This window comes from Agarivorans sp. (assembly GCF_050295395.1).
In the GTDB taxonomy this organism is placed as follows: Bacteria; Pseudomonadota; Gammaproteobacteria; order Enterobacterales; family Celerinatantimonadaceae; genus Agarivorans.
Genome location: NZ_JBNKPP010000296.1, coordinates 1 through 18,852 on the forward strand (window position 1 = coordinate 1; position 18,852 = coordinate 18,852).

Sequence of the window (18,852 nt, forward strand, 5' to 3'; positions counted from 1 at the left end):
ATTAATTGAGAAACTAAAAGCTAACTCTCTACTGCGCCACAAGCTATTTCAAGTGGACTTTCTATCTACCTTAAGTGGTGAAGTAATTGTGAGCATGTTGTATCACAAAGCCATAGATGAGGCTTGGCAGCAAGCTGCCGAACAATTAAAAGCGGAGCTTAGCCAGCACTTTTCTATCCAAATTATTGGCCGCTCACGCAAACAAAAAATTTGTTTGGATCAAGACCGGGTCGATGAAGTATTGACCATCAATAATGAAAAGCTGATTTACCAACAGATAGAGAATAGCTTTACTCAACCCAACGCCGTAGTAAACCAATACATGTTGGAATGGGCTCAACAAGCCACGGCCAACAGCCAAGGCGATCTCTTGGAATTATATTGTGGTAACGGGAATTTTTCGCTGGCCTTGGCGAAGAACTTTCAGCGGGTGCTGGCCACCGAAATAGCCAAGCCCTCGGTTGAAGCTGCGCAATATAATATTAAAGCGAATCATATAGATAATGTGAAAATATTGCGTTTATCCGCTGAAGAGTTCACCCAAGCCATGTTGGGCGAAAGAGAGTTTCGTCGTATGAAAGAAGCCGAGGTAGACTTAAGCTCTTATCAATGTAATACCATTTTGGTAGACCCTCCGCGGGCCGGCCTAGATGACGCCACCTTGGGTATGGTGCAAGCTTACGACAACATCGTCTACATCTCCTGCAACCCCAATACCTTATATGACAACTTAGTGAGCCTAAGTAAAACTCACCAAATTAGTCATTGGGCCTTATTCGATCAGTTCCCTTATACCAATCACATTGAAGTTGGCATGTACTTACAACGCAAAGCATAAACGCCTCTAGCATCGAGCTGCGCACTAGGCTTGCGCAGCTCTGCCTCTGCGGTTCTTAACGCTTAAAACCACCTATTTTTGCCATTAACCATAAGCCCAAGCCGAGGCAAATAATCAATAACACTAAGTTACTGCCCATGTCTGGCAGTTGCGCACGCAATAAAGCCGAATAACCTAATGCCCCCAACAAAAACGCAGCCACACTTAACAACGGTGAGTCTTCGCTGAGATCCTGATCCATATATAGCTGATAAAGCTGCACTATCGCTAGGCCAAAGGTCAGTATCGGGAAAACAGAAAAAGTTAGCTCAGCCACGGTTAACACCGCCAAGCTAGCACTTCCCGATAAACCAGCAATAAAGGCTAACACTAATAAGGATTTTTTGACTTGCATAAACACCTCTTAACTTAAGGCTTCCGAGCGATTATACAGTGCCGCTCCCTTGGCAACGATGCGTAGTTGTTTAACGGTTTTTGCTATTAAGAGCTGCCGCTCATGTTCCGCCAAATCTAAGGCCGAAGCACCTGCATTAAATACTAAGGTCACCATAGCTTCGGCTTGCATTTGTGCATCTTCTCGCGGACAACGGTATTGCAGCTCTAGGTAATCCGTTAGCTCCGCGATAAAGTGGGCGATTTCCCGTGCCACAGCGGCCCTAAAAGCAGGAGATGTACCAGAGCGCTCGCGGAGTAATAAACGAAATACATTGGGGTTATTGCCCACAAACTCCATAAAGGTTTCAACAGAAGTGCCAATGACACTGCCACCATTAGCCATAATGCGCTGCCTAGCTTGGCGCATTAATTGGCGTAAAGTTAAACCGCCCTCATCCACTAGAGTTAAGCCTAATTCTTCCATATCAGCAAAATGCCGATAAAAAGAAGTGGGTGCAATACCCGCTTCTCGGGCCACTTCTCTCAGACTTAAACTCGATAACCCACGTTCAGCACTCAACTGGGTAAACGCAGCTTCAATAATGGCTCTACGGGTCTTCTCTTTTTGCTGTGCTCTTACACCACTCATATACTACGTTCCCTCAAACTGGTGGCGCTATCATACCGCGCTAAGTCAAAAACCCAAATCTTGTCAGATCCCGCTTTTACTAATGCTTCACTAAATACTTAGCTTTCAAATTTTAGTCGCAAAAATGAAAAGCCTTTCATCAAAAAACCTGATTCTCAATAAAGGCAAAGATGCGAGCTAGGTCAATTTTCCATCAAGTTGAAAACGCTATCAAGTATCTAGTCCTTTGGCTCTGTGATTAACTCGGGCTATCAAAGACGTTTCTCGCAAGGATGAATAATGAATTGGTCCAAAAGCGCCATCTCAATGGCAGTGGTATTTGGTTTAAGTGCCTGTGGTGGAGGCGGCGGTGACTCAAGCCCAACAACACCGACTACTCCAGATTACGAATATCAAGCCTATGCCTGTGACGCGGGTATTTATGAAAAAGCCCAAGACTTACGCATCTATCAGGTAATGACAGAGGCCTTTATCGACGGCGATTCAAGCCATGACTACAACACCGGTTATGGAACCAGTCATCATAAAGGTGATTTACAGGGAATCATTGATTCTCTCGATTACATTCAAGACCTAGGCATGAATGCCATTTGGTTAACCCCTATTTTTGACTCTGAAGGCAACGATAGACTTGATGCAACGGGCTACTTTACCCGTAACTATTTTGCCATCGATCCAAACTTTGGCACCCTAGAGCAAGCTAGAACACTAGTAAACGAAGCACACGCTCGTGGCATGTATGTATTGTTTGATGGGGTATTTGGTCACCATAAGGGTAACGTTACACCTTCACCTAGTGGCTTAACGCCATCAGGTGGTAGTAACCCAGTAAGTTACCCAGGAACCGATAACGATACCCTCGATTTTTATAAAGAAGTGGCGAGCTACTGGGTTGAAGAGCTAGGTATTGACGGCTGGCGTTTAGACCAAGCTTACCAAGTTCCAGTAGGCGCTTGGGGGGAAATCCGTAAAGCAGTAGAAGATGCCTCAGCCGCAACCACTTACACCATGAATGGTGAGACAGTTAATCCACTGGCTTACATGGTGGCTGAAATTTGGGATGGCGGCGGTAACCAAATCCGTGAGGAAGGCTACGGGCCAGAGGCCGCACCAGGGGTTTGTTCCGCCTTTGACTTCCCAATGCGCTACGCCATTACCCAAACCTTTGCCATTGAAGAAGGTGGCGCAGGTGGGCGAAATGCGAGTAACTTAGCAACGGCCTACAGCGCACAAGTGGCTAACCCAGCCCACGCGGTGCCCAATGGTTTCATTGGTAACCACGACTTACTTCGTTTTGGTGATTTATTACAACGTGGCAATATCGCAGAACCGAGTGACGCCGAGTACTGGAATCGTCATAAAGCAGCTTATGCTTTCTTAGCGGCTTACACTGGCCCAATTACCCTTTACTACGGTGAGGAGATTGGTGATGAAGTGCCTAATTTTGCCGCTCCAGTAGACAACACCACATGCGCCGATCAAGGTTTATGTGATGACCACGTAGCACGTAATAGCGGTAAAGTAGAAGGCTTACCAACCGGCGCTCGCTCAAACAACGAGTTATTTACCGCCAATGCAAACCAAGCTGATTTACGCGATTACGTGACGGCCTTGATGACCATGCGTGCGGCCAACCCAGCTTTATCGAAGGGGGAGCGCACAGTCATCGCAACTGAACATTCAGCAGATGTCTTCTTCGACCATAAACAGTATCAAGACAACACTGTACTGTTCCTTAGCAATACCACTACAGGAACAATTACCGTAGATGTTACAGGTGAAGACATTGGCAGTGATGGACAACTACGCAATCTATTGACCAACGAAACTATCGACATAGCTTCAGGTGGTTACAGCATCGAAATCGAAGGTTTAGAGTCTTTATTCCTAGAAGTCGTTTCTGCTACAGCAGAAGGACCTCAGCAAGGTAATAACGGCGGTTTAGTTGGCACAGGTCCATTAGCCGATTGTAACGCCCCGGATGTAGCTGGTGACGGTCCTATTGGCGAAGGCATGTGGATCCGCGGGAACTACAGCGGTGGAGATGCATTTAACGCCACTCCCGATAGCCATCAGTTTAGCTATAAAGGCAATAACATCTACCAAGTGGTAGTAAATGAAAGCCAAGCAACCTCGTTCGGCTTCAAATTTGCTTCAGCTAACTGGAACTACGAATTTGCTAGTGCTACTGGCACCGCCAGCATTGCAAGTGAACTAGCAATGAGCGTAGCCAGCGGTCCAGGTACAGAATCAAATGTCGTGATTCCTGAAGCCGGCAACTATGTATACAGCTTTGAAATCAATGATGCCTTAACCGGCGGAACCATGATGATTAGCAAGTGTGAGTAACATTCCATGTGAAGGGCGATTGCCCTTCTTTGAAGTGCAGAAGGTATCTAGCAACCTATAAAGCTAGAGAGTGAAGGTTGGCACCTTCAAGCGTTTGTAAACACCCTTAATACCCTAGTTCGGCCTCTTACTTCTTGTAAGAGGCCTTTTTTATCGAATGTACTTACACAGTGTGACTAAATCGGCTTGAATAGCGCCAGCCGTGACTTCTCGTCCTGCACCCGGCCCTTGAATCAACAAGGGGTTCTGTTTATACCAAGCGCTTTCAATGGCAAAAACATTATCGCAGGGTTTCAAATTAGCAAAAGGATGGTGCTCAGAAACACTGCTTAGTCCAACTTCCGCTCGGCCCTGGTGATCTACTCGCGCTAAAAAGCGAATCACTTTGCCTTGGCGTTGCGCATCGTTAAAAGCCTGCAGCATCGGCTCATCAAGCTCAGTCATCGCGCCCAAAAACTCATCCAAAGTTAATTGAGCTAACGATTCTGGCACCAGAGAGCGCAGCTCGATATCTTCCAGATCCAGATTTAAACCGGCCTCGCGAGCCAAAATTAACAGCTTACGCTGCACATCATTTCCTGACAGGTCTTCGCGTGGGTCAGGCTCAGTTAAGCCCTGATTTAACGCGTCGTTTAATAATTCGGAGAACGCCACGCTGCCGTCGTATTGTTGGAACAACCAACTCAAAGTTCCAGAAAAAATCCCCGAAATGGAATGAATTTGATCGCCCGACTCCAGTAAATCTTGAATGCTCTTTTGCACTGGTAAACCGGCACCTACAGTTGCGTTGCTTAGCCACAGCGAAGAATGGTCGCTAAAGGCTTGTTGCAGCGCAGCATAGTTAGTTTGGGCACTGGCTCCGGCATGCTTATTCGCAGTGATTAAATGAAAACCATGACGGGCAAACTCGGCATAATAAGCACTCAGTGATTCACTGGCGGTAATGTCTAAAATGGCCAGTTCATCGTAAGGGTGGTGTTTCAGCTTATCCATCACTTCAGGCCAAATAAGCGGCGTATCCCCCAGCTCACCCCACTGTTCAGCACTCACACCGGAAAAATCAATATGACCAGCTTGGCTAGAAAACACCCCAGCCAAATGAATACTCAACTGATGTTGCTGCTCCAGTTTTGTATGCTGTTGGCTAAACAACTGTAACCATTGGCGTCCGATGTTACCTTTACCAAATACCACCAGCCCCAAACGACGCTTCTGCTTGAATAGTTGTTGATGTAAGGCAATCAACAGCGGATCTAGGGTCACCTTTCTCACTACTGCGCAGAGGCTGAGTTTATCTTCGCTGGAATGGATAAACTCCAATGCCTGTTCTGCCAGTTGCTGGAAAAACAGATAACATTGGCGCGGATTATCAGATACTCCCGCGCCCACCAAGGCCAGCAAGCTATAGCCTTGTTTTTTGGTCACTTGGCTTACGGCAAACTCAAGGCCGAACTGGTCGATTAAGCTTAAGGCTTCTGGCACTCTCTCGGGAGTATAAGCCATGCGTAAGGCAGCGCTTTCTGCGTGTTTATGGCGAGTAATTGGCGCCATCTGATGTTCGGCTAAGCGTGCCAACAAGGCATTAGCATTATTCAGAAAATCTTGCTGAAAACTCAGTTCCAACAGCACAATGTCATCCACCGAACTGACTATTTTGGCGCCATTAGTCTTGGCCGCCTTACGGTGGATCAAGGTTTGTCCCGCGGCAGGGGCGTAGCTACAGCGCAAATTCACCTTTTGTCGCGAGCGAGCAAGAGGCTCTAAGGTGCGAGCGTGTAATACTGAGCTGCCGATACGTGACAACTCGTAGGCTTCATTTAAGGCGAGGTTTTCTAATAAAAATGCGTCTTTAACCAAACGCGGGTCGGCACTATAAATGCCCGCCACATCGCTCCAAATGGTGGTAGAGACCGCATCAGCCAGAGCGGCTAACTCGGTGGCCGAATAGTCACTGCCGTTGCGCCCCAAAGTCACGGTGCGTTGCTGACTATCGCTACATATAAATCCGGTGACCACTAAACGGCAAGCGGCTTTATTGGCTAAACACTTAGCCAATAAAGGAGCGCTTTGCCCGGCATCCACTTGTGGTTGAGTGGCATATTCAGCCTTAAAAAACTGTCGCGAATCTAACCAATCTGCTTGGCAGTCTCGTTCGCAAAGTAAAGCAGCCAATAAACGTGCAGACCAGCGCTCACCAAAAGAAAGTACTTCATTGCCGCTAAATACATCCAACTCGCCTTCTAAAATGGCGGCGATTTGGCGATGCTCATTATCCAGTTCGCCTAATATAAGCTGAGCCGGAGCCTCGCTAAGCAAATCAGTCACCAGCTTGCTTTGAAAATCGATCAGCGCGGCTAAAGCATCTGCCGCCGCGTTATCTGCTTGCTTAGCCAACTCAATGATGCTCAGTAAGCGATTAGTGGTTTTGCCGGCAGCAGAAACCACAATCAGATTTTGTTTCTGGCTATGTTCCTGAACAATTGCCGCTACTCGTTTAAAACAATCGGCATCGGCCAAGCTACTGCCACCAAATTTATGTACATGTCTAGTTACCGACATGGTTAACCTCTCTATCTATGCTGGCTAGACTACAATTTAGCGAAGGCCTGCTGTAAATCATTGACTAAATCTTGGGCATCTTCCAAGCCCACAGAAACCCGTAATAAGTGCTGAGAAATCCCCGCTTCCGCCAAGGCCTCAGCCGACATCGCTGCATGGGTCATAGTGGCAGGGTGAGCAATTAAAGTCTCAACGCCACCTAACGATTCCGCCAAAGAAAACAACTTTAACTGTTTAAGAAAGGTCGCCATTTGGCTTTCATCGACATTCAGCTCGAAACTAAACATAGCACCAAAACCTGTTTGCTGAGCTTTCGCTAAGGCATGACCGGGGTGCTCTGCCAAGCCAGGATAATAAATTGCGCTAACTAAAGGTTGCTGTTGTAAACAAGCGACTAAGGCTTGGGCATTTTGTTGGTGCACATTCATGCGTGCTTTCAGGGTTCGCAGGCCACGCAGCGTAAGATAAGAATCAAAGGCCGAACCGGTTAAGCCCAAACAATTCGCCCACCACGCTAAGTGTTCAGCAAGATCTGCATCGACGGCTACCACCATGCCCGCTACCACATCGGAATGGCCGTTGATATATTTGGTCGCCGAATGAACCACTATATCGGCTCCCAGCAAAATCGGGTTTTGTAAGGCAGGAGATAAAAAGGTATTGTCTACCACCAACAAAGCGCCAACGGCATGCGCCTGAGCCGCGACAGCTTGAATATCAACAATCCTTAGCAAAGGGTTACTTGGCGTTTCTAACCACACTAGTTTGGGTTTCTTGGCCAATAGCGCACTTAGCGCTTGCTCATCATTTTGATCGACAAAGGCCACCTCAAAGGCATTTTTCTTGGCTAAACTATCAAACAAGCGATAGCTACCGCCGTAACAATCGTGAGGCGCCACCAACAAATCTCCAGGCTCAAGCAACGCGGTGACCAAATTAACCGCCGACATACCGGTATTGGTTATCACCGCGCCTGCACCATGTTCCAGATCAGCAATCGCTTGGGCTAACAATTGACGAGTAGGGTTGCCTGAGCGGCTATAGTCAAATTGCCGCTTTTGATTAAAGTCGACAAAACTATAATTGCTCGACAAATAAATAGGCGGCACTATAGCCCCATGTTGGCTGTCACTTTCTATGCCACTGCGCACGGCAATGGTCGCTGCCTGAAGATCTTTTAAAGACATGGCTGATTTACTCCCTCAAAATATCCTGTCACTTTACCATCAGCAAAAAGGACGTCAACACTTCTAGACGTCTAAATGTCTTTGCTGTTGGATTGCTAAGTGACATTTCCCCCGTTACAATAGGGTTTCTTTAGTTTGGTGTGTATTGCAAATATGTCGACAGATTGGAACGGTGAGTGGATCAGCCCTTATGCTGAACACGGAAAAAAAAGCGAACAAGTAAAAAAAATCACGGTATCTATTCCATTAAAGGTATTAAAGATACTGACTGATGAGCGTACCCGCAGACAAATCAATAATCTGCGCCACGCCACCAACAGTGAGTTGCTTTGTGAGGCTTTCTTACATGCTTATACCGGACAGCCCCTTCCTGACGATAGCGACTTACAAAAAGACAAACCCGATCCGGCTTTAGAAAAAGCACTGCTAACAGAGCAAGATAAACAAGATTAACCACTCCACTGCTAACAGCACGGCTTTTACTTCATACCAGTGAAAGCCGCTTGATGCTGCTGTTTTTGTCCGCTCTAGCGCGCCCCAACACAACAAACCTAGCTGCGTAGAACAACAAATACTCGCTGCAGAACTAAGCTCAGCCTCAACCCTCATTGCAAACTAAAGCCCCCACACCGGCTCATTTACAACAGATCTAACTGATTGTTAATGTCATAATCGAATAAGGCTTAGCGTTTACTCACAAAAACCAAGAGTAAAACACTCGCTTTCTGATCCTAATAGTTTCCAGTGCTAAGCCAGTGAAGTAAACTAAGCCGCAACGCAAACACCATAGAAAAAGATAATAAAGGGACCTATTTATGAAACTACATGCTGTGTTAAAAACCATATTATTAAGCGCTAGTCTAGCGGTCGGTTCACTGCATGCCGAGCCGGTTTATGTAGCATCTACTGCCATTGTAGAGCACCCCGCCCTAGATGCGGTGCGTGATGGTATTAAAAGCTACTTAGAAGAGCATGGCTACGACGGCGATAAAATGAAATTCAGCTACGAAAGTGCACAAGGCCAACCCGCCATTGCCGCGCAAATTGCCCGTAAGCTAGTCGGCGAACAACCCGATGTGATAGTGGCCATTGCCACACCGTCTGCTCAAGCAGCAGTCAGTGCCAGCCAAGATATTCCAGTGGTGTTCTCGGTAGTAACCGACCCAGTGGGCGCAAAAGTAGTACCCAGCTTAACTCAGCCCGGCGCTAATGTGACCGGCTTGAGTGACATGGTGAATGTGAAACAACACCTCGCATTAATGAAAGAATTTCTCCCCAATCTACAACGCATTGGCATTCCGTTTAATCCCGGCGAAGCTAACTCCGTTGCCATTGTTGAAGCAATGAAAGCCGCTGCCAAAGAAATGGGCATCGAAGTGATAGAATCAGCTGCACCTAAATCATCCGATGTAATGATTGCCGCGAAACAACTAGTGGGTAAAGCGGATGCCATATACTGCTCGACCGACAACACCATTATTAGTGCTTTTGAATCGGTAGTTAAAGTGGGTATTGATGCTCAAATCCCGGTATTTGCCGCCGATACAGCCTCGGTTGAACGTGGCGCAGTAGCCGCCGTGGGTTACGACTATGCCGACTTAGGTCGTCAAACTGGTGAATTGGTATTACGCGTATTAAAGGGCGAAAAACCGGGTGATATCGACGTAAAAATGGCCGAAGGTACCAACTTATTCATTAACACTAAAATGGCCCAGCGCATGGGTGTGACCATTCCGCAAAGTGTGCAACAGCGCGCCAATAAAATTTACTAGTAATAAGGCGAGTTCATGTCTACTTTTGCTTTTCTAGGTACCCTAGAAATCGGCTTTATCTATGGCTTGGTCGCCATTGGGGTTTATCTTACCTTTCGCGTATTAGATTTTCCCGACCTCACCGTAGATGGCAGCTTTACCTTAGGGGCAGCCGTTACTGCCACCTTAATTGTACTAGGTGTAAATGCCTATTTAGCCACCCTCGCAGGCGCATTAGCTGCCGCCTGCGCCGGTTTAGTCACCGCTTGGTTAAACCTGCGCTTTAATATTCTGCATTTGCTGGCCAGTATCTTAACTATGACGGCCTTGTATACCATTAACCTAAGGGTAATGGGCAAACCCAATGTCGCATTGATTATGGAACCCACCGTGCTCACGCCGTTTGAAAGCTTAGGCATTCCCAATATGTACCTAAAAGTACTGTTTGTGGCGGCTTGCTCAATCATCGTTGGTTTAATTGTAGCGTGGTTCCTTAATACTCAATACGGCTTAGCCATGCGTGCGGTTGGCGCCAATACCCGTATGGCTCAGGCCAACGGCATCGTGGTAAAAGAAAAAGTCTATGTGGGTTTAGCGCTGTCGAATGGCTTAGTCGGCTTAGCCGGCGCTCTGTTCGCTCAAACCAATGGTTTTGCCGACTCCACCATGGGGATTGGCACCATTGTGGTGGGTTTAGCGGCAGTTATTATCGGTCAGTCGATGTTCTCTAGCCGTTCGATGGTGGTGATTGTTTTAAGCTGCATTATTGGCTCGCTGTTATACCGCGTGGCGGTATCGCTGGCTCTAAATGCTGACTTCCTCGGCTTCACCGCCTCTGACTTAAATTTAATTACTGCGGTACTGGTGGGGCTGGCCTTGATCTTCCCGCAACTACGCAATGAATGGAAAGCCAAACGCGCCAAGGGGGTTCAACAATGATCCGCTGCGAAAATCTGCATGTCACCTTTAATCAAGGACTGCCCACAGAAAAGCTAGCACTGCGTGGCGTTGATCTGAGTATCGAACAAGGACAATTTGTTACGGTGATTGGCTCTAATGGTGCGGGGAAATCCACCCTACTCAATGCGATCGCCGGTGATATTCCCTCTACTGCCGGAAAAATATTCTTCGATACACGCGATGTCACCCGCCTACCAGCGACAGCGCGCACTAAAGACATTGCGCGAGTATTTCAAGATCCCTTAGCCGGCACCTGCGGCAGTTTAACCGTTGAAGAAAACATGGCTTTAGCCTACGGGCGAGGCAGCCGCGGTAAACTTAGCTCGGCCTTAAACGAGAAGCTTCGCCAACTATTTCGTGAGCAGCTCAGCCGACTCAACCTTGGTTTAGAAAATCGTTTAGATGCCGAGATGGGTTTACTGTCGGGTGGTCAGCGTCAATCGGTAAGCTTGTTAATGTCGGCGCTGCAACCCAGCAGCATCTTACTATTAGACGAGCATACCGCCGCACTTGATCCCAAAACCGCCGCCTTAATCATGGATATCTCCTCACAAATCATTAGTGAGAAACAACTTACCGTGATGATGGTTACCCACTCAATGCGCCAAGCGCTCGACTACGGCGACCGCACCATCATGCTTCACGAGGGTAAGATAGTCTTTGATTTAAGTGGCGAAACACGTGCCCAGTGCGAGGTAAAAGATCTACTCGATCTATTTGCCAAAGCGCGTAACGATCAAAGCGAGCTGGACGACGACAAACTGCTGTTGGATAGTTAACCCCTCTAGGGCGGCTAGGCTAGGGCGGAGTCGCCCGCTCATCACTGCGGCCAGCCAAACCAGAAACCTTGGCTTAAACGTCAGTCATAAAAAAAGCGCCCTTAGGCGCTTTTTTGCTGTATAGCTTATTAAATAAGACTGGCTTATTTTTTGCCGCCCAATACAGCGAATTTTTTGTTGAAACGATCAACACGACCACCAGTATCAACGTTACGTTGCTTACCAGTGTAGAACGGGTGACATTTGTCACATACGTCTAGGAACATAGTACCAGTGCGAGTAGATTTAGTTTCGATTACGTTACCGCAAGAACAAGTAGCAGTAAGTACTTCGTAAGTTGGGTGGATATCAGTTTTCATGGATTACCTCAATACATGGGCCGTATCGCCATCTGGTCGCCACAATTGACACCAAACACCATACGAAACAACTCTATCAGAGCCTATAAATTTTTAGGTGGCGGATCATATAAGAAGCCATCGAGCTTAGCAAGCTTGATTGACAATTAAGCAGCAAAAATCACTAAGTAGTTCATTTGCACCGCAAGCTAGTCTGCCAGTAGAATGAGACAGGTTTTATAAGAGTTTATCAATTCGTGTCTATAGTTCGCGTCGCTTTAGCAATTCCCCTACGTCGCCTTTTTGATTACAGCGTCCCCCAAGGCGCTACTCTGCCTGTGATAGGTAGCCGAGTGAAGGTGCCTTTTGCTAAGGGTGAAAAAGTAGGCCTAGTAGTGGAACACCCCAGCAGCAGTGATATTGCCGAAGATAAACTGAAACCGTTTAGTGAAAGCCTAGATCAAACGCCACTGCTGCCCGACAGCCTGTTTAGTTTACTCAACTGGGCCAGTAGCTATTACCACCATAGTTTAGGGGATGTGATCTGCCAGGCCCTGCCGGCGCTATTACGCAAAGGAGAGCCCGCACGCCCTAAAGCCATCGAAGCTTGGCGCATCTGCTCTGATGCCATGCCGCTTAACTTAGATGACTATAAACGAGCCCCTAAACAAGGCGTGGTATTAACCCATTTGCTACAGCATAACTCACTCACCGAGCAACAATGCAAACAACAAGAACTATCGCGCAGCGCCATAAAGGCGCTGCATGAAAAGGGCATCATTGAAAAAATCGCAATCCAGCCAGAAGCGCAGCTTTGGGCCAACGAAGACACCAGCAAACAAGCACCGCTGCAATTAAATGCCGAGCAAGCCATCGCAGTAGCGGCGATTAATCAACACCTTGGTCAGTTTCAGGCCTTTCTCATCGAGGGCATTACCGGCTCAGGCAAAACCGAAGTCTACCTCAATGTAATTGCCGAAGCGCTGGCCCGGGGCACCCAAGCACTGGTATTAGTGCCCGAGATTGGTCTCACCCCACAAACCTTAGCCCGTTTTAGCGAGCGCTTTAAAGTACCGGTATTTGCCATTCATTCAGGCTTAAACGACAACGAACGTCTGAGTGCTTGGTTAAAAGCTAAGCGCGGTGAAGCCGGTATTATTATTGGCACCCGCTCGGCAGTATTTACCCCGCTGGCTAATCCGGGAGTGATCATCATTGATGAAGAGCACGACAGCTCGTTTAAGCAACAAGATAGCTTCCGCTACCATGCCCGCGATCTGGCTATTGTGCGTGGCCGCATGGAAAAAATCCCGGTGGTGATGGGCTCGGCAACGCCCTCTTTAGAAAGCCTGCATAATGCCTTAAGCGGGCGTTACGCTCATCTTAGCTTGAAGCAGCGTGCCGGCAATGCGGTGCAGGCAGAACAACAGCTGTTAGATATCCGTCAACAACCGCTTAACTCTGGCCTATCTCCAGCGCTGATTAAGGCAATGCGTCAAGAATTAAAAGCCGGACGCCAAGTGATGCTGTTCTTAAATCGACGCGGTTATGCCCCTGCCTTGCTGTGTCATGAATGTGGCCATGTTTGTGAATGCCAGCGCTGTGAAGCCTATTTCACCTATCACCAACAGCCGCGCCACCTCGCTTGTCATCATTGCGGCAGCCAAAAGGCAGTGCCGCAGCAATGTAGCCAATGTGGCTCCACTAACCTGGTAACCACCGGTTTAGGCACCGAACAGCTAGAAGAAGCCTTACTGAATATTTTCCCTGATTATCAAGTTGCTCGTATCGACCGCGATAGCACCAGACGTAAGGGCAGCTTAGAACAACTACTGGATGATATTCACCAACATCGCTACCAAATCTTACTTGGCACCCAAATGCTCGCCAAGGGCCACCACTTTCCTAATGTCACCTTGGTAGCACTGCTGGACATCGACCATGCTCTGTTTTGCTCAGATTTTCGCGCCCCCGAACGTTTAGCCCAGCTCTATGTGCAAGTGGCAGGGCGCGCTGGGCGTGCCAACTTACTCGGCAAGGTGATCTTGCAATCTCATCACCCAGAACATGAGTTGCTGCAAGACTTAATTAACAACGGTTACCAGCACTTTGCCCGTTTTGCGCTAAATGAACGCAAAGATACCGAGCTACCGCCGTTTAGTTTTCAGGCGCTGTTTCGCTTTGAAGCCATCGACGGCAACGCGGTACAACAACTTAGCCAACAACTCTACCAACTGGCCCAGCCGCTGCAACAGTCAGGAACTTGGGTATTCCCTCCCAGCCCGGCACCGCAAGCTCGCAGAGCAGGGAAATTCCGCATTCAGCTGTTAATTCAGGCTGAACAACGCGCGCCGCTGCATCAGCTAGTGCACCAACTATTGCCCCTACTGGAAGCGGAAAAACTCAGTCGTAAGGTGCGTTGGTCCTTAGATATCGATCCCTACGATATGCAATAAGCGAACAAGGCTTACCAAACAAGGACTGGCCGATAGCCAGCAAATCGTTCCAAGGACAGAAATAGGCCCGATAAGAGATAGTTTTCGTCAACGATTGTCGGTAAAATGCCCGCTTTGTACAGTTTATTTACGCGAGATTGGTGTCAACCTAAATGAAAGAGCTTATTCAACAACTTCTGGAACAAACGGTCACAGCCCTGAAACAACAACAGTTGCTACCTGAAGAATTCGAACCCCGAATTCAGGTCGACCGAACCAAAGACAAAGCTCATGGTGACTTAGCCACCAACCTAGCCCTAATGGCGGCCAAGCCAGCAGGCAAAAACCCGCGTGAATTAGCCCAGCTTATTGTTGATAACCTGCCTCAATCCGATTTGGTTGAAAAAACCAACATCGCCGGACCGGGCTTTATCAACTTTTACCTGAATAACAACTGGTTGGCGAGTCAGATTGAAGCCATGGCGAACTCTGGCAACGCCAACGTTAAACCAGTTGAGCACACTCAAACCATTGTTGTGGACTACTCAGCTCCCAACGTTGCTAAAGAAATGCATGTTGGTCACCTGCGTTCTACCATTATCGGCGACGCAGTAGTACGCACCCTAGAGTTTCTAGGTCACAAAGTGATCCGCGCCAACCACATTGGTGACTGGGGCACTCAATTTGGGATGTTAATTGCCAACTTAGAAGAAGTTGAAAAACGCGGTACCGACGCAGGTAGCATTGAATTGGCCGATTTAGAAGCGTTTTACCGCGAATCAAAAATCCGCTACGACAGTGATGAAGCCTTTGCCGAACGCGCCCGTAACTATGTAGTTAAACTACAAAGCGGTGATGAATACTGCAACACCATGTGGCGCAAGTTGGTAGACATTACCCTTAACCACAACCAAGCGGTGTACGACCGCCTGAATGTTTCGCTAAGCAAAGATGACGTGATGGGCGAAAGCATGTACAACCCCATGCTTAAAGACATCGTTAGCGATCTCAAACAACAGGGTCTAGCAGTAGAAGACAACGGCGCTACCGTGGTCTTTTTAGATGAATACAAGAATAAAGATGGCGACCCAATGGGCGTGATCATTCAGAAAAAAGACGGTGGTTTCCTCTACACCACTACCGACATTGCTTGTGCCAAATTCCGTTACCAAGAGCTAGGCGCCGACCGAGTATTGTATTTCATCGACTCCCGCCAGCATCAGCACTTAATGCAAGCTTGGAGCATTGTCCGTAAAGCCGGTTACGTGCCGGAAGAAGTACCACTAGAGCACCATGCTTTTGGCATGATGTTGGGTAAAGATGGGCGTCCATTTAAAACCCGTAGCGGCGGCACCGTTAAGTTAGTTGATTTGCTAGAAGAAGCCGAGCAGCGCGCTCAAGTCATCGTGGCCGAAAAGTCCCGAGACCTTGATGCCGAGCAACAAGCACAGGCAGCCAAAGTGATTGCAATGGGCGCGGTAAAATATGCCGATTTATCGAAAAACCGCACCACCGATTACATCTTTGATTGGGAAAACATGCTGGCTTTCAACGGCAATACAGCCCCTTATTTGCAGTATGCCTATACCCGTATCCAATCAATTATTCGTCGCTCAGAACTCGATGTTGCGGGCCTAAACCAGACCATCAGCTTAGAGCAAGAGGCAGAAATTGCTTTGGCGCAGAAGCTGATTCAGTTCAGTGATGCAGTGCATAACGTAGCCAACAAGGGTATGCCGCACATGATGTGTAACTACTTGTATGAGCTCGCTGGTGCCTTCATGACTTTTTACGAAGCCTGCCCAATTCTTAAAGATGTTAGCGAACAACAAAAATGCAGCCGCCTACGTCTAGCCGACTTGACAGCGAAGGTACTTAACCAAGGCTTATCACTACTAGGAATTGAGACCCTGGAACGGATGTAAGCATGGCCAAGGACTATGTTGGGCGGAGTAAGCCCAAAAAACGCACGGCTAAGCCTAGCCGTGCGGCAAAACCGAGCAAACGCTTTCCCATTCCGCTAGCACTGGCGGTGCTAGCGGCTGTGGTGGGTTTTGCGGTACTCCTATTTAATATTAGAGGTACAGCACCTACGCCCCCGCCAAGCTTAACGGAACTAAGCCAGCAACCTAGTCCGACTAAGCCTCAAGCTACGTTACCCGAGCCCCCCAAAGAGCGCAGCTATGTAAAAGAGCTTGAGCAGAAACAAGTCGAAGTTGAAATTACCGAACAACAAACTGCGACTAAACCCTACCAAATGCAATGTGCCTCCTTCCGCAGTCGTGACCGCGCCGAAGAAAGCAAAGCACTGATCGCCTTTGCTGGCTTAGAAAGTCAAATTAAACGAACTGAAGGACAAAATGGCGCATGGTATCGAGTGGTGCTTGGCCCCTACCCTAGCAAACGAGACGCCGAGCGAGACCGTCACATACTGCAGCGAGCCAAAATAAATGGCTGCCAAATTTGGCACTGGAGTTTCTAATAATGGGCCAAATTGGCCCATTTTTGCGTCCGCCTTCACGCAACTCATCTAAAAATTGGCACTTTTACCAATTAAGCGGCTAAATTAATTACATAAAATCTCGGTTTGTTAGTGAATAACAAGCCAAATGCAATGCTAAACGACTAAAAATATTAGTTATTTGAACTGCTTCTCAACTATGTTATAAAAATGTAGCTAAGCTAATATGTTATAACTATTTAAAATGTGGGCTTTTTATGCGCTTCGCCCGCGACGCTAATTAGGAACACGACGAAATGGAAAACACCGAACTTGAGCAGCTTGACCGCCGTCGCTCGATGCGACTCGATCTTGAAAATGAGCCAGTTCAAATTAACTGGAAAGACAGTCACGGCGAGCAACAGTCTATACAAGCGATATGTATCGATATTTCACGCCGAGGTATGTTAGTTACCCATAGTGATGACCTTCCCATCGGTACCAAACTCACTGTAAAGTTCACTTCTGAACATGCCAGCGAAACCGAACTCAAAGCCAAAGTCGCACGCTGTCATCGTAAGAATTTTTCCAGCTACCATATGTTTTTGTTATTACAATAGAAAAGCTATCAACTTAAGCAAAATTGGCTAACTGTCTTATACTTATCTTAACTTGTCACCGTCTATGCTAATAGGGCATAACAAGTCATGATAACAAGGAGCGGCCATGTTAATACTGGTGGGTGGAGAGAAAGGCGGCAGCGGCAAAAGCTGCTTAGCACAAAATATCGCGGTGCATCTTAAAACAAACCTTGATGCCAATATTCTAATGGTTGATTGCGACCCCCAGCGCACTACATCAGACTGGATCCAAGCTCGCAACGAAGACGAGTCCTTACCGGGAATATCTTGCATTCAACTATATGGTAAAATTCGCAAAGACTTACTTAGCCTAGAAAGTGGCTACGATTTTGTTATCGTTGACTGTGGCGGCCAAGACAACTTAGCCATGCGGGCTGCAATGTCAGTCGCTAAATATGTATTGATCCCACTACGCCCCAAACGCCGTGACTTAAAAACGCTCCCCCACATGGAAGACATGCTGAGTACCTGTAAAATGGTCAATCCCAAAATGGTCGCCAGTTTTGTTATAACCCAATGTCCGGCATTGCCCAGCCAAGTGACACGCATTCTCGAAGCTAAAGAAGTGTGTCGCTCGTTTGGCCTACACGTACTCGACTCGGTGACCTTTTCTAGAAATATCTACGACGATAGCGAAGAAAGTGGCCGCTCAGTAATAGAAATAGATAAAGAAGGTAAAGCCGCAGCCGAAATCGCCGCCATCGTAGACGAACTTTTCGCTATAGAACAAGAAGACTCTCATGAGTTTATCTGATTTAAAAAAACAAGCGAAAAAGCCCAGCCAGCGGAAAAAATTGAGTGTAGATCAGTTTATTGAGGATGCTGATAACTACGCTCAAGGGCGTCCGAGTTTGAGCCTGCTAGCCAAGCAGGATGAGCAAGGTAAACCGATTGCCAACTTCCGTCACTGCACCTTCACCTTCAACAACAGTGCAGTAAACAACTTACAACGGGCTGCCATCCAACATCAGATCGCCAAATCTAAGCTACTTCGAGTACTCATCAAACAGTTCTCTTCACTCAGCATTCGCCAACAACAGGAATTATTGAAACAGTTCCAAGACAGCTAATTCCGCGAGTTTTTCCTACGACACCTTGAAATTTAGTGCCCTGTCCCCCACCTCTCAAATATAACTCAAGCTAACGAGCCAAGTTAGCTCAACACACTGAGGAAATAACGTGACTACTATCGTTTCCGTACGCCGCAATGGCAAAGTAATTATTGCTGGCGATGGCCAAGTCTCTCTTGGTAACACCGTAATGAAGGGCAACGCGAAAAAAGTGCGTCGTTTATATCACGGTAAGGTACTCGCCGGGTTTGCAGGCGGCACAGCCGATGCCTTTACCCTCTTCGAACGCTTTGAAGCGAAGTTAGAAATGCATCAAGGCCATTTAACCAAGGCGGCAGTAGAGTTAGCCAAAGACTGGCGCACCGATCGCATGTTAAGAAAACTGGAAGCCCTACTCGCCGTTGCCGATGCCGAAGCATCGTTGATTATTACTGGTAATGGTGACGTAGTTCAGCCAGAACACGACTTAATTGCCATTGGC

At 47.6% G+C, this 18,852-nt stretch carries 18 protein-coding genes; 13 read left to right on the top strand and 5 right to left on the bottom strand.

The annotated features are described in order from the left end of the window. A partial coding sequence (gene trmA, locus ACQY6Q_RS17610; RefSeq protein WP_427983444.1) for a tRNA (uridine(54)-C5)-methyltransferase TrmA occupies positions 1 to 838 on the top strand: 838 nt, incomplete at its 5' end. Between the two features lie 55 nt (positions 839 to 893). Here trmA and ACQY6Q_RS17615 read toward each other — a convergent pair. Both ACQY6Q_RS17615 and fabR read right to left on the bottom strand, forming a co-directional pair. Beyond that, positions 894 to 1,232, bottom strand: a complete 339-nt coding sequence (locus ACQY6Q_RS17615) for a DUF1422 family protein (protein ID WP_427983446.1) — start codon at positions 1,230 to 1,232, stop codon at positions 894 to 896. A 9-nt stretch (positions 1,233 to 1,241) separates the two neighbouring features. Beyond that, positions 1,242 to 1,862 (bottom strand): HTH-type transcriptional repressor FabR, encoded by a 621-nt coding sequence (gene fabR / locus ACQY6Q_RS17620; protein WP_427983447.1) that lies wholly within the window; start codon positions 1,860 to 1,862, stop codon positions 1,242 to 1,244. 279 nt (positions 1,863 to 2,141) lie between these two features. Here fabR and ACQY6Q_RS17625 point away from each other — a divergent pair, with 279 nt between their 5' ends. After that, positions 2,142 to 4,211 carry an alpha-amylase family glycosyl hydrolase gene (locus ACQY6Q_RS17625; protein ID WP_427983449.1) on the top strand — a complete coding sequence of 690 codons (2,070 nt, stop codon included), beginning with the start codon at positions 2,142 to 2,144 and terminating at the stop codon, positions 4,209 to 4,211. A 150-nt stretch (positions 4,212 to 4,361) separates the two neighbouring features. Here ACQY6Q_RS17625 and metL read toward each other — a convergent pair whose 3' ends face one another. Then, positions 4,362 to 6,770 carry a bifunctional aspartate kinase/homoserine dehydrogenase II gene (gene metL / locus ACQY6Q_RS17630; protein ID WP_427983450.1) on the bottom strand — a complete coding sequence of 803 codons (2,409 nt, stop codon included), beginning with the start codon at positions 6,768 to 6,770 and terminating at the stop codon, positions 4,362 to 4,364. A 29-nt stretch (positions 6,771 to 6,799) separates the two neighbouring features. Further along, positions 6,800 to 7,957, bottom strand: coding sequence for a cystathionine gamma-synthase (gene metB, locus ACQY6Q_RS17635; RefSeq protein WP_427983452.1), 1,158 nt, complete (start codon positions 7,955 to 7,957; stop codon positions 6,800 to 6,802). A gap of 153 nt (positions 7,958 to 8,110) precedes the next feature. On the opposite strand from metB, the gene metJ reads away from it, so the two are divergent. The 4 genes from metJ to ACQY6Q_RS17655 all read left to right on the top strand — a co-directional run bounded on the left by metJ (position 8,111) and on the right by ACQY6Q_RS17655 (position 11,447). Beyond that, positions 8,111 to 8,410: a met regulon transcriptional regulator MetJ gene (metJ, locus tag ACQY6Q_RS17640; RefSeq protein ID WP_427983454.1), complete on the top strand. Its 300-nt coding sequence runs from the start codon at positions 8,111 to 8,113 to the stop codon at positions 8,408 to 8,410. Between the two features lie 362 nt (positions 8,411 to 8,772). Further along, the gene (locus tag ACQY6Q_RS17645; protein WP_427983456.1) at positions 8,773 to 9,729 is read left to right on the top strand and encodes an ABC transporter substrate-binding protein; all 957 of its coding nucleotides are present in this window, start codon (positions 8,773 to 8,775) and stop codon (positions 9,727 to 9,729) included. 15 nt (positions 9,730 to 9,744) lie between these two features. Continuing rightward, the gene (locus ACQY6Q_RS17650) at positions 9,745 to 10,647 is read left to right on the top strand and encodes an ABC transporter permease (RefSeq protein ID WP_427983458.1); all 903 of its coding nucleotides are present in this window, start codon (positions 9,745 to 9,747) and stop codon (positions 10,645 to 10,647) included. Further along, positions 10,644 to 11,447, top strand: coding sequence for an ABC transporter ATP-binding protein (locus ACQY6Q_RS17655; RefSeq protein WP_055733877.1), 804 nt, complete (start codon positions 10,644 to 10,646; stop codon positions 11,445 to 11,447). Before ACQY6Q_RS17650 ends, ACQY6Q_RS17655 begins: the two co-directional genes overlap by 4 nt. Positions 11,448 to 11,590: 143 nt before the next feature. Here the strand turns inward: ACQY6Q_RS17655 and rpmE are convergent, their stop codons facing one another. Further along, positions 11,591 to 11,806 (bottom strand): 50S ribosomal protein L31, encoded by a 216-nt coding sequence (gene rpmE, locus ACQY6Q_RS17660; RefSeq protein WP_083481635.1) that lies wholly within the window; start codon positions 11,804 to 11,806, stop codon positions 11,591 to 11,593. 236 nt (positions 11,807 to 12,042) lie between these two features. Here rpmE and priA point away from each other — a divergent pair, with 236 nt between their 5' ends. The 7 genes from priA to hslV all read left to right on the top strand — a co-directional run. Then, positions 12,043 to 14,241 (top strand): primosomal protein N', encoded by a 2,199-nt coding sequence (gene priA, locus ACQY6Q_RS17665; protein ID WP_427983460.1) that lies wholly within the window; start codon positions 12,043 to 12,045, stop codon positions 14,239 to 14,241. A gap of 152 nt (positions 14,242 to 14,393) precedes the next feature. Beyond that, on the top strand, positions 14,394 to 16,145 hold the full coding sequence (argS, locus tag ACQY6Q_RS17670) for an arginine--tRNA ligase (protein ID WP_427983462.1): 1,752 nt from the start codon (positions 14,394 to 14,396) through the stop codon (positions 16,143 to 16,145). Positions 16,146 to 16,147: 2 nt separating this feature from the next. Further along, entirely contained in the window at positions 16,148 to 16,702 is a 555-nt protein-coding gene (locus ACQY6Q_RS17675; protein WP_427983464.1) for an SPOR domain-containing protein, read from the top strand. A 275-nt stretch (positions 16,703 to 16,977) separates the two neighbouring features. Further along, positions 16,978 to 17,280, top strand: a complete 303-nt coding sequence (locus tag ACQY6Q_RS17680) for a PilZ domain-containing protein (RefSeq protein WP_427983465.1) — start codon at positions 16,978 to 16,980, stop codon at positions 17,278 to 17,280. Positions 17,281 to 17,386: 106 nt separating this feature from the next. Further along, complete coding sequence (locus tag ACQY6Q_RS17685) at positions 17,387 to 18,055, top strand: AAA family ATPase (protein ID WP_427983467.1); 669 nt, start codon at positions 17,387 to 17,389, stop codon at positions 18,053 to 18,055. Beyond that, entirely contained in the window at positions 18,042 to 18,371 is a 330-nt protein-coding gene (locus ACQY6Q_RS17690) for a replication protein RepA (protein ID WP_427983468.1), read from the top strand. The genes ACQY6Q_RS17685 and ACQY6Q_RS17690 overlap by 14 nt, the downstream gene beginning before the upstream one ends. Before the next feature lie 109 nt (positions 18,372 to 18,480). After that, positions 18,481 to 18,852 (top strand): ATP-dependent protease subunit HslV (gene hslV, locus ACQY6Q_RS17695; protein ID WP_427983470.1); only part of this gene is annotated, 372 nt, incomplete at its 3' end.